This window comes from Proteus sp. fly-1067, assembly GCF_040139345.1.
GTDB classification, from domain to species: Bacteria; Pseudomonadota; Gammaproteobacteria; order Enterobacterales; family Enterobacteriaceae; genus Proteus; species Proteus vulgaris_B.
The window spans coordinates 186,513-203,878 of sequence record NZ_JBEEUL010000003.1 but is presented as its reverse complement, the minus strand read 5'-3'; the positions used below and the strand labels follow the sequence as shown (position 1 = coordinate 203,878).

The following is a 17,366-nucleotide window of genomic DNA, read 5'->3' as shown; positions in this document are numbered from 1 at the left end:
TTTTGCCCTGTTAATTTATTAACGGGGTTTTTTATGTCTATTCTTCCCATTAAATGTGGTATTAATCTGGAAAATACCCCCCTTTATTTTAAATTAAACTCCATTTTTATTTATTCAGAATAATAAAAGTATTGAAATGGAGGAGTTAATAAAAATATATTTTAATCAGTGTGAAGTTTCCTTATAAACATTCTGCTATTATTTAAACTATTGATTGGGTAAGGGGGGGTATATGAAAAAATTGTTAGTTATTTGTTTGTTTAGTGTCATGTTATCTGGCTGTGAAAAACCTCAACAAACCCTTGATGGCTCTAATGTAGAGTCATTACGTATGTCAATTGTTGAAATGCGTAATTCTCTCCCCCTTGATGAGCAAGCACGTTTTGACGAAGCAATAGAATTAGCGATCCTTAATGATATTAATTTTAATGATTTAGTGATTGCAGGGCGTCATAAGAATGGCGATATGATCACCCGTAAAATGTGCCAATCATTAGATGGTAAAACGGTAAAAGAGATATTTTCACAAGCAGAAGAAATAAGAGTGCAAAAATTAGCATTTAAATAATCAATTAATAAACAAATTACCTCTGATTTATGCGATTTTTACTTTCGTAGAAGAGGTTTATTTCTTTTTATATATTAGTTCAAAATGAAATTATGTTATTTAATTGCCTGATGAATATTCTTGGCATCATTTTCAATAGAACTTAAACAAAATCGTTATCGTGCTTTCCATTATAATGTGAGTGGTTATAATGCGCGCCGCATTCGCAAGAAAATGGCAGTATCTCGTTAGGCGAGGCTCCTATACAAACACAGGTTACTGATCTGACGACGTCGAGAGACGCCCAAGATTAGGACAGGATATATCGACCGAAGGTATATCCCCATGTAACTTCCAGTATTCATCGGATACGTTGTATAGTGCTAAAACCGAGACGTGTAGATAGCTTTTGCATTCTCGCTTCTGGTTTCGCCCCTATGGAGAACTGATTTGCTAAACACAAACAGTAATAGGGAACCACAAAAATGACTTTCAATACTCAAAACAAAATGGATGCTGTATTAGTTGCAGATGCATCCTTAAACACACCGCAAAACAACTCAACTCAAGACCAATATAATCGTTTAAAAGATGATGCAACCGTTAGTGCTTATATGAGCCAGTCTTATATTGCAGTTTCTGTCGCTGATTCTGTTGAAAATGTGAAAGCTCAATTGGTTAATGATTTAAAAGATGAATTAATTCCAACCTATTTATATGTGGTGGATAAAGATAATTATCTTAATGGGATTTTACCTGTTAAATCATTATTAACCGCGGCAAATGATCTGTTTGTGTCTGATGTTATGCGTCAAACTTTTTTCTCTGTATCACCTGAGCAGAATCGACATGATGTATATCAATTGATTAGCCATAGCGGTTTAGACAGTGTACCTGTGATGCATTTTGGAAAATTAGTGGGTGTGTTACGTCCTCAAGATATTGCGGAATTGATTGAAGATGAAAATACCCTTGACGCACAGATGCAAGGGGCAACGTCACCATTAGAGCAGCCTTATTTAGAAACCAGTCCAGTGACATTATGGCGTAAACGTGTTGTATGGTTATTGATGCTGTTTGTGGCAGAAGCGTATACCAGTACGGTATTACATGCTTTTGAAGATAGACTAGAAGCCGCCATTTCATTGGCATTCTTTATTCCATTACTGATTGGTACTGGGGGAAATAGCGGAACGCAAATTACCTCAACGCTTGTTCGTGCTATGGCGTTAGGAGAAGTTAGCTTACGCAATGTGTGGTCTGTTTTAAGAAAAGAGATAACAACATCCATCATGGTTGCGTTAACCATGGGGATCGCGGGTTTTGTACGAGCTTGGTTCTTAGGCGTTGGAATGGAAGTGATGATTGTTGTTGGATTAACACTTGTTTCCATTACCGTTTGGAGTGCAATTGTTTCGTCTGTTATTCCAATGGTATTAAAGCGTTTAGGTATTGATCCAGCTGTTGTGTCAGCACCGTTTATCGCAACGTTAATTGATGGTACAGGTCTTATTATTTACTTTGAAATCGCATCTCATGTGATGAGCGAGTTTGCCTAAGACAATCCCACATATTTATTCTCAAGATAAAGCCGATGTGATTTTACTAACATATCGGCTTTATTTTTTGCTAAATTTTATTCGAATTAAATGCATTTTAGGCAAGGCTGAGATCTGCTACCTAGTGAATTAGGCTAGAATTTCGATTGTTCTATAAATTGCAAAATTGATTGACAATGACGGCAACGATATTGATTTTCACCACGTAACACCTTGTTATGACGGCGGATTGTAAGTTGATGTTCTTCTTCACATTGGCAAGCATAACGAAAGGTTTTGGCTTTAACAGTACTAACATCAAAATGATGGGTACGTTTAGCTGAAACGCCTAATACTGTTTCCATCATCCATTTCCACTCTTTTCCATGAGGCGCTGCGCGACCGAAATGTCGATTAACTAATAAGTGCGCTAGTTCATGGGGAATAACTTCCTCAATAAAATTCTGTTTATTTTCAATCAATAATGTAGGATTAATACGGATCTCCCAATTTGCATAATAGGCACTGCCTGCAATAGTCCCTCTCTGATTATAATGTAGAGTAGGTTCTGGGTAATTTGTATTAAGATAAAGATTAGCCTGCTGCAATTTTTCACGCAGTGTTCGCATAACGCTTTGCACTAAGGCGATGGGGACTCTTACCGTTTTCATGTTACAGAGCATATAGCGCCTTATACAAACACGCAATAAAAAGAAAACTTGCACAATATATAAATTAACATATTATTAAAAAGTATATTGATTATGGAGTTTACCATGACACAACGAGTTCAACCTGATTTATTAGATGCAATGAAATCGGCGGCTAATGAAGCGTCTAGCATGCTTAAGACGCTAGGAAATGGCGATCGCCTTTTATTATTGTGCCAATTAAGTCAGGGTGAAAAAAGTGTGAGTGAATTAGAAGAAAGTTTAGGTATACGTCAACCTACACTTTCTCAACAACTGACTGTTTTACGCAATGAAGGATTAGTGAATACTCGTCGTGATGGGAAACGTATCTTTTATTCTATTGCTGATGAAAAAGTATTAGTGCTTCTTAATACGCTTTATCAGCTTTATTGCCCTATAGCAGGTTAAGTTATGAATATAGATTGGGTTCACTTTACGCCTTTAAGTGCAGCAATAGGTGGACTAATGATAGGTGCGGCTGCCGCTATTTTATTGTTATTTAATGGCCGCATCGCAGGAATAAGTGGAATTTTAGGTGGTATTTTATCAATAAAACAGCAAGGGAATGGCTGGCGTTGGGCATTCTTAATTGGCATGTTAATAGCACCTACACTGTTTTATTTTTTTGATAAACCTTTAGCGCCAGTGATTGAAACATCACCTTGGATGTTGATCATAGCAGGTGTGCTGGTGGGAGCAGGTACACGTTTAGGTAATGGTTGTACTAGCGGTCATGGTATTTGTGGATTAGCTCGATTATCGCGTCGTTCTATCGTTGCTGTGATAGTGTTTATGGTGACCGCTTTTATCACTGTTTATATTCAACGGCATGTAATGGGAGGATAATAAAATGACAAAGTTTGTTGCTTTTCTTTGTGGCCTTCTATTTAGTGCAGGGTTGATCGTGGGTGGAATGAGTAACCCACAAAAAATCTTAGGGTTTTTGGATATTACAGGAAACTGGGATCCTTCTTTATTGGTAATCATGGGGGCAGGTCTTGTTGTCAGCATTATTGGCTACCAATTAACACGCCGTAGACAACAAAGTATATTAGCGTGCCCTTTAAATATTCCAACCAATAAGATTATTGATAAACCTCTCGTGTTGGGGAGTGTGTTATTTGGTATTGGCTGGGGATTAGCTGGGATTTGCCCGGGCCCAGGTTTGGTATTAGCAGGGGCGGGATTTTATCAAGGTATTTTATTTGTTCTTGCCATGATTACAGGTTGGTTATTAGTCGGCTTTTTGCGTAAAGCACCGTAATGGCAATGTAATCTGCTTATATTTGTAGAAATATTAAACGGGAAGCTCTAGGCTTCCCGTTTGTGTCTGACGAGTTGAACATTATTTAAAGTCAGCGTAAGGGATCAGAGGATTTGGCGGTAAATCTAAATCTCCGTTCCAGCCATCAAATGAATAACGTAAATACATTAATGCATGGCTAGGGGTATAGTTTTTAGCTTGTTGAATATCGATAGCTGCGCCAATAAACCAATGCGGTGTAATGCGATGTTCAACTAATGCTCTTGCGGTATAGCCAATGCCAGTACCCGAGTCACCTTCATCAACCGCATTACGCTCTTGATAATAAAGTTTCATCATTTCTTCTCGATCTTCAGGACTAAGTTCATTCATATAGCGATTAAACTTATCGACGGAGACGAGATTTTGTAAGGGGTAGCGTTTTCTGTCATCAGTTTGGGAGTAAGACCAAGAAACTGAGCCTGATAATTCCCAAGACCAGTTTTCAGTGCGTTCACGATAATTAATCGGTATTCCTAAAGAAACATATTTTTGAGGACTATAATAACCACCTTGACCTAAGGTATAACCACTTAAATCTTTATCGTAATGCCAAAGCATCGAACTTAATCCTACGGAAACCCGACGATTATTTTCATTGATAATTTTATAATAGTAGCCGCCCATTCCTCGGATACTACTATTATCTTCAACGTTTTTACCCGTGAGTTTATCAATAGAAACTTCCCCCCAGTAACCGTCTTTTCCGCCAAGATCATAACTTCCACTCAAACGGATACCTGTTCTCCTTACACCTCCCCACGTTTGGTTTGTCCAAATATCTCGTTGTCCACCAAAAGCAAGTAAAGAGCTATTAACCGGGCGACGATGAATATCAAGTGTCCAACCCACATTAAAAAGATCATGACTATAGGCAATTTTACCAACCCAGTCTGTCACTTCAAAACCTAATGGTGTTGTACCCAGATCCCACTGCCATTGTCCATTTTCCCAACCAATTGCAGGGCTAACACCAAAGGCTTTTTGTTCCAGAGGAGAACAGCCTGTACGGTAACAAGTTCCAAATTTAGAGTCATAAGGTGATGTACCAAGTTTACCACTATTGAGATTGACTAAATCTGCCCGCCAAAAAAAACGGCCATCATAAACAGGATGATCAAGTTGTAACATCGTAGTGTGAGCACGTAATTTTGAATAACCTTCACTTCCACTAGAGCCCCAATAATCATGTTCTAGTGTAAAACGCCATTCTTGCTGACGATAGAGTGATTCAGCATCGGCACGTAAGCTTCGAGATAACCAATTATCTTTTTCGTCATTACGCATTAATGTGGTGTATTCACTATTATCGTTGGGCAATCTATCTGTTATTCCGTCTTTGATCATGGCTTGTTGATAATAATAGTGGGCTTGCTGACGGTGTTGTCCATCACGCTGAAAACGTGCAATATCGCGTAACACTAAAGCGTCAGCACTCTCCGGCTCTTTCTCAATTTGTTGAGTTAAATACGCAAAGTAATGTTGTGCTTTTTCTGTATTACCCACCTCTTTTTCTGCATTAGCAACACGTCTAAGAGAATTACTATTAAATTGGTTGGGTGAAAGGGTTTCAATTTTAGCAAGATAATATTTTGCCTGTGCTTTCTTTCCTTGCTCTAAGGCAATATCTGTTGCGCCCAACAATGCAATTTCATTGTTGGGCTCTAAATTGAGTGCGGTATGATAATAACTTAAGGCTTGTTCAAGGTTATTTCGTTCTTCAGCCCAATTTGCTAATAGTAAATAAGTTTGAATTTTTTGCTCTGGTGGAATATGAGCAAAAAGATAATCAACGGCTTGTTGTTCTTGTCCTTTTGCTCGTAAAGATTCAGCATGTGCAAATATTTCACCAGAACGTAATCGGCTATCTAACGCTTTCATACTTTCACTACGTTGAGATAAAGGGATTGTTTTTAGCGTATCAAGAGCCTGTGTTTCTCGGCCTGTTTTGTTCAGGTATAGCGCATAAGCATAAAGGCGAGATGCATCATTAGGGAGACGACGATTTAATTGATTAAAATATTCTTCAGCTACAGTGGCTTGCTGTGTCATTAATAAATCATCAGCAAGACGATAAATATTCCAAACATCACTAGGATAATCTTTAGCTATTGCTTTACGTTTTTCAATGGCACTTAGATATTGCTCTTTATGCTCATCGTCAGCAGCTAAATCTTGTCTGATACCTGAAATGATATAGCTATAATCTTCTGCCAAATTTTTATATTGTCTTGGCGTTAACTGGGAAATAAATTGTTGTGCCTTTTCATGAGACTGTTGGCGATAAAGTTTCGCTAAACTATGTAAAGTGGCGGGATGATTGGGTTGATATTTTAATGCCTGTAAATAATGTTTTTCCGCTACCTCTAATTGGTGTTGCGCAATAGCGATATCACCTAAGCCAAGATAAGGTTCACTTTTATAAGGGCTTAATTTATTAAGTTGATTGAAATAGCGCTCCGCTGTTTCATAATCTTGTATTAATAGGGCATCATCAGCTTTGGAAACCAAATACCAATATTGATTAGATTGCAACATTGTTTGCCATTGACCACTATTATCATGATTTGGTGCTAATTTTAACGCCTGAGAAAGATAATAAATTGCGGCACCACGTTGATTAGCACGAGAATAGCGGATACCTAAGGCACCTACAATATCAGCATTATCAGGCTGTTGGCGTACTTTTTGCTTCAATGTAACAAGAGGCAATGACGAAACATCAGATTTAGGCTTTATGCTTGCCATACTACTTGTTGTTGCCATTATTGTTTGTTGCTGATAAATACTCGCTATTTTTTCATTTTGAGAGTATTGACGATAAACATGATTAAGTCGGTCTATTTTATCCTCGTGTGAGGATTGCATTAGCACTTGGATATACTCTAGCGCTAAGGTTTCATCAGGTGGCATTCCCCGATAGATTTCATCGTATAAAGTTAAGGCATCATCATAACGTCCAGCGGTGCGATAAAGCTGAGCTCTTTGTAGTTTTTGCCGATTTTCATCTGTTGTTAATGATAACGTTTTTATTGCACGCTGATATTGCTCTGATTGTGGAAATTGAGTGCCTAATTGAGTAAATAACAGTTGTGCTTTTGCACTATCTTTCTGTTTTACAGCAAACTGAATTTGCATTAATAAGATATTAGGATCATTGGGTTTTATTAAAGATAAACGATGTAGCGATTGAGCCACTAAAGCTTTATTTCCTGTAGATGTCCCTAATCTCACTTGCTCTTGCAAAAAGGCTTCAGTTGTTTCTTCACTGGCTTGTGTGACAGGCAAGAAGCCTGTCAGCACAAAAAGAGCAATAATAGATCGTCGATGCGAGTGACCAAAATGCCACATAGCCTTAGTCCTTAGCCACTAAACGACGTTGGCTTCTTATTTTCATTGCTCGCCAAATAAGAAGAGAGACAAGAATAATACCAATGATTGCTGCTAAACCAAGCCAGACTGGATGAGAAGCAAAGACATACCAAACTTCCTCCCACCAAGGTAAGTAACCTACATAATAAGTATCACCAACACGTAAGCTATTAACACCAGATTCTCTGACTAATACCACGGAGCCATGCATTGCATCACGTTTACCACTATCGCTGATAGCTTCATTTAATAGCTTGTAACCTTGTGTACTATCAGCTAATAGAGCGACTACGCTACGTTGTGAAAAGAATGGTGATTGGAATCCGATAATGGCTCCCATTGAGCCCTTAGAAGTTAAGGAGATCCGACTATCTGGACGTTTATCTGTAGGTTGATAGCTAGTATGGCTAAATATGCTGATTTCACGAGAAGGCAATGTAATTTCACTACGTGCCTTATCAATCAATACATTCATCTGTTTGTCATTATTTAATGCGGGTGGAATAGTCCCTATGAGAAGTAGGTCCGCATCTTTTTTTTGTAGCTCTTCTAATGAATCAGTTAGTGAAACATTAAGCGCTGGGTAGCCTGTTTGAGCACCAATATTCCCTGTAGAGATCAAAAGAGTTGATAACTGAGTCGGAGACGGTTGCTGATTGACAAAAATGAGTGTTTCAGAAAGGTCGGCATAACGGCTAAATGGAAAACCTGCATGGCTGTAAACACGTAAATCAGGTAAAGCGATATAATGTCGATAATCACCTGTAAAATTGAAACTGGATAAATCATCAATAGCAACAGCGTTTGGAACAGGTTGATAAGTAATACATTGCTCAGTTGAACCTCCCGGTATTGGATTAGTGTAATCAAATGCAAATGTAATTTGGTTACGTTCACCTAATTTTACTGCAGGGATATTTAATAAATTTTTATGCTCAATCCAGCCTTGAATAAGTGGTAAGTAAGCAATAACAAGATTGTCTTTTTTATCTTTTTCGAGAGGATAGGACTTAATGAAATGGTCATTTACTGAAATAGACATACGTGAATTATCTTGAAATGCAGGCGTGGTATAGCGATAACGCAATTGCATTTGTAATCCCGTATTATTAAACATAAAGAGATCAGGAGGTAAGGTCATATTTAACGTAATAGGATTAGGTTTTAATCCTCGTGATTGCAATTGACCTTCATAATCTTGTAACGTATTAAAATAAATAGGTTTATTTAATTGAACCCATTTTGGTGCATCGTAAGGTTCGCGAGGAATAAGCTTTTCTACTTCATTGATAGTGACAACATTTCCTCTGAAAATAACTTGCCCACGAGCAATACCATTTACTGCAGTGATCAAATCATTATCATCACGTCCCATAATCAGAAGTAATTTGATATAAGGATTTGTTGGATGAGTCAGCATTTCGATAGTGGGAGCATTAACATCAGCATGCTGTTTTAAAAATTCAGGTTTTTGTTTATTGGTCGCAAAAACAATACTGTGTTGATTTGGTAATGCATCATAAAACACAGGATAATTTTGCTGACGCCAATCGACTTGAGTACCAAACCAAGAGGTGAGTATTGCAGCCGCTTTTTGTTGAGTGAGGTTAGGTGATTGGCTGAAAACCATCGGCAGAGTTATTGAACCGAAATCACGGCTATCAAAGAATGGCTCAGGAAAATGAGCTAATTCATTACTTAAACGGAGCGACTGGAAGGTCAGATTTAATTGGCTACTTTTACTGACGTCAAGCCAAAGCGTGGTATTAGCTTGATTTTCACAAATCTCACGATAGTGACCAATAAAAGAGAGTTTTATATGGTTAAAATCTTGAATGAAAAGCGGATCAATCGGTAGGGTGGTTTGATTTTTCTTACCTAAATCTTCTGGTTTTAGAGTAATAACACCCATCATTTCATCGTTTAAATAGACATTAAGATGAGATTCGACAGGAAGCAACGATGGTGAAGGCGTAAATTCTAAATCTAGGGTTGCTTTTGAAACATATTCATCACTCCGTACACCAAATTCTAAATAGCCATCTGGGCTGACCCCAGTTAAATGAATAGCGCCATAGCTAGGGGCTGTATTTGCAAATTTCAGTGTTTTTTGACGCACAGAAGGCGCTATATCACCAGATGACAAGGGTGTATTTGTTGGCTCTGCTTGAGAAATAACTTCAGATGCTGCTCCAGTTATTGTGACCGGTGGCACTGAAGTATTCGTTTGCACTTCTTGCGTTTCATCTCCATGGACTGAAGAAGTCAGCATAAATAAGGCAAGTATGAGAAAACGTTTTTTCATTATTGTTACCCAATGATCTTATTGTTTATTAATAAATTCCCAAAAAACGGAGTTTTTCCTTTAAGACTGATGAAATATTTTTGAAACATTAACGTGTTGAGGGAGTAAAGATGAAAGCCACAGCAAAAAGAGGCCGAGTAGGCGGAAAGTGGCATAAATAAAGTAAGGTGCCCGTTTTAACAAGGTGTTATAGCCTTGCATACTGATGAAAATAATATTTTTGAGACTATTTAAAGGTTTATCTATAGGAAGATCGTGTTGCCAATCAGCCCAGATATCAGCTCTATCAAAGGTACAAGCTGTAAAATCAATGGCTTTTTGCGTAGTCATTTCAAGTAGTTGCAACCCAATAATTTGTCCATCAATACGTGAAATACTGGCTTTAAAAGCATGCTCTCGCTGATTTTGGCTCAAGAGTAGGGTGATATTTTCATTTTGAGGTAAAGAGAGAGTGACATTATTAGGCAATAAAATTGCGCAGCTATTATCAGAGAAATCATAAAGATAGCATCTATAGAGAGCACCGTTGTTTAACAACAACATAGCCGGAACTTTGACTCTAACGCGAGGAAAACGACGTTGTTGTTTAGTTTCAACAGAAACTGCAATTGCAACACCCAGTAAGACAAGGTTATAGCAAACCCATATTAGACACATAACAGTCGCCCAAACTTCGTCAGGGTCGCCAGTTGCTATACGCCAAAAAGCAAACAAAATACCTAATAAATTCAGATTGAAAAAGATTAAGTAAGGGCGGTTAATATTCCAATCAACAAACCCTTCTTCCATCACTCCGCCTTTTTCAGTAACGTTAAATTTGCCTTTATATGGGGAAAAGAGGGTGCTTAATACAGGTCGAGTGGTGTACCACGCTAAAATCGTTTCATAGACTTCACCCCAAAATGAATGGCGGTAAGCACCTTGTAATTTCGCACTTGCCAGAGATATGTGGATCAAATACGGCACAACATACAAGGCGATAGCGATGGCGGGTGCATAAATGATGTAGGCGTGAAAAATAAGAAATGTCAGGGGGGCTAGTAAGAAAATCATACGAGGAATGCCTGAGAAAAAATGCAACATGGCATTTAAATAACAGAGGCGCTGTGGAATGCTTAGTCCTTTACCAAATAGAGGATTATCAAGGCGGAATATTTGTACCATGCCTTTTGCCCACCGAATACGTTGTCCGATATGTGCCGATAATGATTCAGTTGCTAGCCCAGCAGCTTGTGGTATACGGATATAGGCAGATCGCCAACCATGGCGATGTAAACGTAATGAGGTATGTGCATCTTCGGTGACAGTTTCAACGGCAATACCGCCAATTTCATCTAGTGCTGTGCGGCGTATAACTGCACAAGAACCACAGAAAAACGTAGCATTCCAAGTATCATTTCCATCTTGAACTAACCCATAAAATAGTGTGCCTTCATTTGGTGTTTCACGGAAATTCCCTAAGTTACGTTCAAATGGGTCAGGCGAGAAAAAATGGTGAGGTGTTTGTACTAACGCCATTTTTTCGTCTTTTAAAAACCAACCCATCGTAAATTGTAAAAATGAACGTGTTGGAACATGGTCACAGTCAAAGATAGCGACAAACTCACCCGTTGCTTGTGTTAATGCATGATTGATATTACCGGCTTTGGCAAAGTCATGTTTTTCACGCGCGATATAACGAATACCTACTTCTTGTGCAAATGCTTTAAATTCGGGACGATTACCATCATCAAGTAGATAAATAGAGAGTTTATCTTTAGGCCAATCTAAATTTAAGCTGGCATAAATAGTGGGTTTAACTACTTGCAGATCTTCGTTATAAGTGGGGATAAAAATATCGACACTTTGCCATTTTGTAATATCTTCAGGCATGGAAACGGGGTTTCTATGCAGTGGCCAAATACATTGCATAAAGCTGAGAAATAGCACACACCATGCGTAAGTTTCAGCAAGTAACAGCAGTAAACCGCAAAAAAGACTAAAATTATCAACCCAATACAGCGTAGATTGATAACGCCACCAGATATATCGACATGCAATGGTAAGTGCCAACATAATCATGGCAATGGAGGCAAAACGGCCAGGGATCTCACGGATCGCTAAAGCTACTAACCAAAGAACAACTACAAAAACAAATTGGAAAGTGAGATCAAATGGTTGAGTAATGCTTAGTAAAATAAAGAAAATAGCTAAAACAGCAATGGCAGAGTAAAGCAGATATTGCCAAATGGAGGTGTTCTTTTTCTTGTGTTGAATGATTTCAATTGCAATAGGTGAAACCTGAACAAAGAAATTTTTGTACAGATTTCGGATATGGGAAATAAATTGGGTTGGTTTTTTCACCAATAAATACCCAATGTAATGACATGTTAACCAAATGCTTTGTAATAAATAGCGCAAAGGATCGAAAATTTTAGGGCAACGAGGATTAATATGAGGAAATAACTCACGCTGTTTTTTGGCTATTTTTCGCCAAAAAGATGATTCCATTCGTAAAAAAATCCACATAATGCCGATAAATAGCTCATTAACAATGGCTGCGCTACGAGAGGCTCCGTTATGGCGATAGAACTTGTAATAACGAATAAGAATGTGTCGTGGCACATTATTTTCTGTTTTTTTCTTGGCATCGAAAGATGATGGCATTATGGCTGTCCTTCTTTCCTCGCTAATAACGGAATACACCATTGGGTTAGTTGTGTGATTTCTTCAACTAACATGCAATTGGCTCGATAATCATATAAAGGTAAACGTGAGGCACACGCTTCTAATGACGCTTCATCTCGATGAAGAACCGCAGGGCATAAGGGAAAAGAAGTAGTTTGCCAAAATTGATAAAAATCTTGGTGAACTTGGCTAGTTGCTCGAAATTGATTAATGAGTATGTACTCATTTTTACCAAATTCATGTTGATTTAGGCGGATATGGCAGTTGCTTTCAGCCATTGCAACAGTGAAAAAAATAGCCGCTTTTTCTATCCAAGGGGTAAATAACGTATCTTGTGTATGTTGCAAGTCCATTAAAATAATGGCGTCTGGATGCAGTTGAATAAAGGATGATAAAAAGTGATTGAAATGCTGTTTTGCTGAAAATGATAACTGTAAGAGTAAATTATCCTTCGTGTTAACCAAACCAAAAGGTAAAACTTGATAGTGTGGCCGATAGTTAAAAATACACTCCTCTATGGGGGTTTGTGCCAATAATGCCTGACTTAATGTAGTCATTTTTTGCTGTGCAGGGAAATAAAAAGACAAAATACTTTCAGTGCAATTATCAATAATAAGCACTTTTTTATTTTGTTGATTAAATTGCCGAGCAAGAGCAATTGCAGTGGATGTTGTACCCACTCCGCCTCGTATCCCTTTTAATACAATAAGTGGCATAGTTAGCCTCATTTAGTCATGTAATGAAATGCATTGAGTAATGGCCATCGATAAATAAGCACACTATTTTCTTCTTCTTTATTAATATCCTGATAGTGATAGTTATTTAATGAAAATAAATTTTTTAATTTATCGATGTCAGTATTTAGATTATTTTTTTCTATTTTTATATTTAAGTTAATAAAAGTTTCATTTTTCATTTTAATAACCTCCAAATAAAAACAAAATAAATTCTTTCCAGGGTTAAATTCCCGGAAAAAAGAATGTTTAATTAATATTTCTTGCTAATTATTTAAAGTTTCCATTTTAGAATATGCTTTAAAAGTAATTATTTCAATTACGTAAAAATACATAAAATAGATATCTATTATCTTTTTTTGTAATAGCGGTTATTGGTTTTTCTTTTTAATTCGTATTTTTTTGAATAATTAATTTTTCAAATAATGATAAAATGAGTTTAACTGCAAAATAAGGTAAATAAAAAGAATTGTAAATTAGTTGATTATAACAACACATTAAATTATTTAATTATGACGATCATTATTGTATATTGATCTTAATCATTTTTAACCACAAAACCTTTGTATAATAATCATTTTTTGATTGTTTTTGTTTTTATATTAAAGAGTTTATTTCTTTGTTGTAGCGGTTGTTTTTAAATTGTTATTAATTGTTGTTTATATGTTGTTTGTTTTGTTTTTATTTCGAAATATAAAAATAAGATAACTCTGTCTTTTATTAATCAATGAAAATAATGCATCATTTTTAAAAATAGTGACTATTATATAAATAGAAGCTTGAGTGTTTTCTTTTAAATTCCGACCTAAATAAGTTGGTTTTTATTATTATATTTCTTTTATATAAGAGACCAGCATTTGTCTGGTTAATTTATTTTTTCTTTTTTATTTAGGGGTTTTTACTAAGTGGTTAAATAAATATTCTCTTATAACATTATTTAGTAGTTAATTTAATATCAGAAGTAATAAAAAGACAGATATGAATCATCATATAACTGTCGAGTTGGATTTATTTATACTAATAAGTAGGAAATCAAAATGAACAAATCTAATTCAACCCAATTCGATTTTTTACATTACTGGCATGGGTTGGGAGCATGGAATTTCTATTTTTTACTAAAGTTTGTTTTACTTTGGTATGGTTATTTAAATTTTGATGCTTTTAGTAATCTAATTTTCCTCGCATTTTTATTGTTTCCATTACCTAAAAACATTTGGCATAAAATGCGTAATTGGATTGCTATCCCTATCGGAGTCATTTTATTTTATCATGATACATGGTTGCCCAGTTTTTCAACAGTATTGGCGCAAGGTGGTCAACTTAAGCAGTTTTCGTTTGATTATCTTGTCGAATTATCCGTTAATTTTATCAACATTAAAATGATAGGTGTTGCCTTTATTTTACTGGTGGCTTACCTGTTTATTGAGCAGTGGGTAAGGGTTTCTGTTTTTATCATTGCGGGGGTGCTTTGGTTAAATATTGGGGGATTCACTCATTTTTCACAAGGTATGGTGCCTGCTGTTTCAGCAAATAGTTTTACCCAAGAAAATAGTGTCAATAATGAGATAAGTAGTGAACAGGCCAGCGAAATTGAAGTGTTACCCGCAACCGTTGGATCTCCAATTTCCACGCCTGTGGCGCCTGAAGTTATTACGAAACAGGTAGAAAAAACAGCAATGGGAACGCTTTATCCTCCCCAAAAACATCAGTTTAATAATAAAGTATTAAATGATTGGTTAACTCAATTTTATAGCTATGAGAAAAAACGCATAACACCATTCCCAGTGCAGTTGTCTGCAGATGCTCAACCTTTTGATATCTTAATTATTAATATTTGTTCACTTTCAACAGCGGATGCCGCTGCTGTAGGCCTACAAGAGCATCCTATTTGGGGAAATTTTGATGTGCTATTTAGTCACTTTAATACCGTCTCTTCTTATAGTGGCCCTGCATCATTAAGATTATTACGAGCTAGTTGTGGTCAGACTCACCATTCCGATTTATATGATCCGACCGATACACAATGCTTGTTAATGGACAATTTATCTTCGTTAGGATTTGCAAAGAAATTAGTACTCGATCATAACGGGAAGTTTGGTCATTATCTTCAAGAAATTCAGCAGCTTGGTAATCTTAATGTCGCTTTGCAAGATCAAAAAAATCTTTCTCATCAAATAACAGCCTTTGACGGCACTAAAATTTATAATGATAAAGAGACGTTGATGCGTTGGTTGCAAGGGCGTGAACAATCAAATGAGAGTCGTAGTGTGACATTTGTGAATTTAGTGTCATTACATGATGGTAATCGTTTTGTAGGGGAAAATAACACCGCTGATTATGGTAAGCGAGCCAGCACTTTATTAGACAGTTTAGATAACTTTATGAATGAGTTAGATAAAAAAGGAAGAAAAGTGATGGTAGTCATTGTGCCGGAACATGGTGCCGCTTTACAAGGTGATAAAACACAGATGTCAGGTTTAAGAGACATTCCTAGCCAAAGTATTACTACAGTACCTGTCGGTATTCGTTTTACAGGGATCAAAGATAGAGCACAATTTTATCCACCTGTAATTGTTGAAGAGCCAAGTAGCTATTTGGCCTTGTCTGAATTTATCTCTCGTAATGTTAATGGTGATGTTTTTAATCAATCTTCTATTGATTGGAATGCATTAGCCAGTGAATTACCTCAAACAGCCAATGTTGCAGAAAACCAAGCTACCATTGTGGTTGATTATCAAGGTCAGTCTTATATCAAGTTAAATGGAGGTGAGTGGATTAATTACCCTAACTAGCTTGTTATAGAAAATCATTTCATTATAAGTCTATGTTCTCGTTTTCTCCTTTTGAGATCCCCGTGTTGATTGCGGGGTTTTTTTTATGGATTTAGAAATAAAGAGTAATAAAAAACCACATCTCAAAGATGTGGTTTTATCAAGCAGTTAATAGCGTGATGTTATTGGCAGAGGATTATTTTAAACCTGCGGCTTCACGTAAGATTTCTGCTTTATCTGTTGCTTCCCACGGGAATTCAGGGCGACCAAAATGGCCATAAGCCGCAGTTTTTTGGTAGATTGGGTGCAGTAAATCTAGCATTTGAATTAATCCGTAAGGACGTAAGTCAAAGAATTCACGCACTAACAGAATAAGTTGTGTTGTTGGGACTTTTTCAGTACCAAATGTTTCTACCATAATTGATGTTGGCTCTGCCACACCGATTGCGTAAGAAACTTGAATTTCACAACGATCTGCTAAACCAGCAGCAACGATATTTTTAGCAACGTAACGTGCAGCATAAGCTGCTGAGCGGTCTACTTTAGATGGATCTTTACCAGAGAAAGCACCGCCACCGTGACGCGCCATACCGCCGTAAGTATCGACAATGATTTTACGACCCGTTAAACCACAGTCACCCATTGGGCCACCGATAACAAAACGACCCGTAGGGTTGATGAAATATTTAGTTTGCTCATTTAACCATTCTGCTGGCAGAACAGGTTTGATGATCTCTTCCATCACCGCTTCATGCAGGTCTTTTTGTGAAATATCTTCAGAATGCTGAGTTGATAATACAACCGCATCAATACCAACAACTTTATTGTTGTCATATTGGAAGGTAACTTGGCTTTTCGCATCAGGACGTAACCAAGGTAAAGTGCCACTTTTACGTACTTGTGCTTGACGCTGAACTAAGCGGTGAGCATAAGTAATGGGTGCAGGCATTAATACGTCAGTTTCGTTAGTCGCATAACCAAACATTAAACCTTGGTCACCGGCACCTTGTTCTAAAGGATCTGCTCGGTCAACACCTTGGTTGATATCTGGTGATTGTTTACCAATCGCACTGATAACTGCGCAGGAATTAGCATCAAAGCCCATATCGGAACTGGTATAACCGATTTCACGAACGGTATTACGTGTAATTTCTTCGATATCGACCCAAGCTTTGGTGGTAATTTCTCCGCCTACCATAACCATGCCTGTCTTAACGTAAGTTTCGCAGGCAACGCGCGCTTTTGGATCTTGTTCTAAAATTGCATCCAGAACAGCATCAGAAATCTGATCTGCAATTTTATCTGGATGACCTTCTGAGACTGATTCAGAAGTAAATAGGTGTGTAGTCATTATATCTCGTTACCTTAATACAAACGGTTTAAGGATGGATGTTTTAACATCTAGACGTCTATTTTATGACTCTTCTCTCTTTAATT

13 protein-coding genes and 1 riboswitch are annotated in these 17,366 nt (G+C 37.0%); of the genes, 6 read left to right on the top strand and 7 right to left on the bottom strand.

Going from position 1 to position 17,366, the window contains the following annotated elements; all coding sequences use genetic code 11:
- The first annotated feature begins 232 nt into the window (after nt 1-232).
- The gene (locus ABN217_RS07135; RefSeq protein ID WP_036935025.1) at nt 233-568 is read left to right on the top strand and encodes a DUF6694 family lipoprotein; all 336 of its coding nucleotides are present in this window, start codon (nt 233-235) and stop codon (nt 566-568) included.
- A 216-nt stretch (nt 569-784) separates the two neighbouring features.
- A riboswitch (M-box (ykoK) riboswitch) is annotated at nt 785-956 on the top strand.
- A 76-nt stretch (nt 957-1,032) separates the two neighbouring features.
- Nucleotides 1,033-2,106 carry a magnesium transporter gene (gene mgtE, locus ABN217_RS07130; protein ID WP_196553986.1) on the top strand — a complete coding sequence of 358 codons (1,074 nt, stop codon included), beginning with the start codon at nt 1,033-1,035 and terminating at the stop codon, nt 2,104-2,106.
- Nucleotides 2,107-2,240: 134 nt separating this feature from the next.
- Here mgtE and ABN217_RS07125 read toward each other — a convergent pair whose 3' ends face one another.
- Complete coding sequence (locus tag ABN217_RS07125) at nt 2,241-2,756, bottom strand: SprT family zinc-dependent metalloprotease (protein WP_141650204.1); 516 nt, start codon at nt 2,754-2,756, stop codon at nt 2,241-2,243.
- 105 nt (nt 2,757-2,861) lie between these two features.
- Here ABN217_RS07125 and ABN217_RS07120 point away from each other — a divergent pair, with 105 nt between their 5' ends.
- From ABN217_RS07120 to ABN217_RS07110, 3 genes are read left to right on the top strand one after another with little or no spacing between them, the layout of a single operon-like run.
- On the top strand, nt 2,862-3,185 hold the full coding sequence (locus ABN217_RS07120; protein WP_072069293.1) for an ArsR/SmtB family transcription factor: 324 nt from the start codon (nt 2,862-2,864) through the stop codon (nt 3,183-3,185).
- A gap of 3 nt (nt 3,186-3,188) precedes the next feature.
- Nucleotides 3,189-3,623 (top strand): YeeE/YedE family protein, encoded by a 435-nt coding sequence (locus ABN217_RS07115; protein ID WP_072069292.1) that lies wholly within the window; start codon nt 3,189-3,191, stop codon nt 3,621-3,623.
- Between the two features lie 4 nt (nt 3,624-3,627).
- Entirely contained in the window at nt 3,628-4,041 is a 414-nt protein-coding gene (locus tag ABN217_RS07110) for a DUF6691 family protein (RefSeq protein WP_072069291.1), read from the top strand.
- Nucleotides 4,042-4,122: 81 nt separating this feature from the next.
- Here ABN217_RS07110 and bcsC read toward each other — a convergent pair whose 3' ends face one another.
- Genes bcsC through bcsR form a run of 5 tightly spaced genes read right to left on the bottom strand, consistent with a single transcriptional unit; the run spans nt 4,123 to nt 13,340 of the window.
- Nucleotides 4,123-7,431, bottom strand: a complete 3,309-nt coding sequence (gene bcsC / locus ABN217_RS07105; protein WP_349459254.1) for a cellulose synthase complex outer membrane protein BcsC — start codon at nt 7,429-7,431, stop codon at nt 4,123-4,125.
- A gap of 4 nt (nt 7,432-7,435) precedes the next feature.
- Nucleotides 7,436-9,757, bottom strand: a complete 2,322-nt coding sequence (bcsB, locus tag ABN217_RS07100; RefSeq protein WP_349459253.1) for a cellulose biosynthesis cyclic di-GMP-binding regulatory protein BcsB — start codon at nt 9,755-9,757, stop codon at nt 7,436-7,438.
- A gap of 60 nt (nt 9,758-9,817) precedes the next feature.
- Nucleotides 9,818-12,403: a UDP-forming cellulose synthase catalytic subunit gene (gene bcsA, locus ABN217_RS07095; protein WP_349459252.1), complete on the bottom strand. Its 2,586-nt coding sequence runs from the start codon at nt 12,401-12,403 to the stop codon at nt 9,818-9,820.
- Entirely contained in the window at nt 12,403-13,140 is a 738-nt protein-coding gene (locus ABN217_RS07090) for a cellulose synthase operon protein YhjQ/BcsQ (protein ID WP_115350682.1), read from the bottom strand. The genes bcsA and ABN217_RS07090 overlap by 1 nt, the downstream gene beginning before the upstream one ends.
- An 8-nt stretch (nt 13,141-13,148) precedes the next feature.
- The gene (gene bcsR, locus ABN217_RS07085) at nt 13,149-13,340 is read right to left on the bottom strand and encodes a cellulose biosynthesis protein BcsR (RefSeq protein ID WP_196553990.1); all 192 of its coding nucleotides are present in this window, start codon (nt 13,338-13,340) and stop codon (nt 13,149-13,151) included.
- A gap of 855 nt (nt 13,341-14,195) precedes the next feature.
- Between bcsR and bcsG the strand changes: the two genes are divergently transcribed.
- Nucleotides 14,196-15,950: a cellulose biosynthesis protein BcsG gene (bcsG, locus tag ABN217_RS07080; RefSeq protein WP_196553991.1), complete on the top strand. Its 1,755-nt coding sequence runs from the start codon at nt 14,196-14,198 to the stop codon at nt 15,948-15,950.
- Between the two features lie 175 nt (nt 15,951-16,125).
- Here the strand turns inward: bcsG and metK are convergent, their stop codons facing one another.
- Nucleotides 16,126-17,280 carry a methionine adenosyltransferase gene (gene metK / locus ABN217_RS07075; protein ID WP_072069285.1) on the bottom strand — a complete coding sequence of 385 codons (1,155 nt, stop codon included), beginning with the start codon at nt 17,278-17,280 and terminating at the stop codon, nt 16,126-16,128.
- Nucleotides 17,281-17,366: the final 86 nt, after the last annotated feature.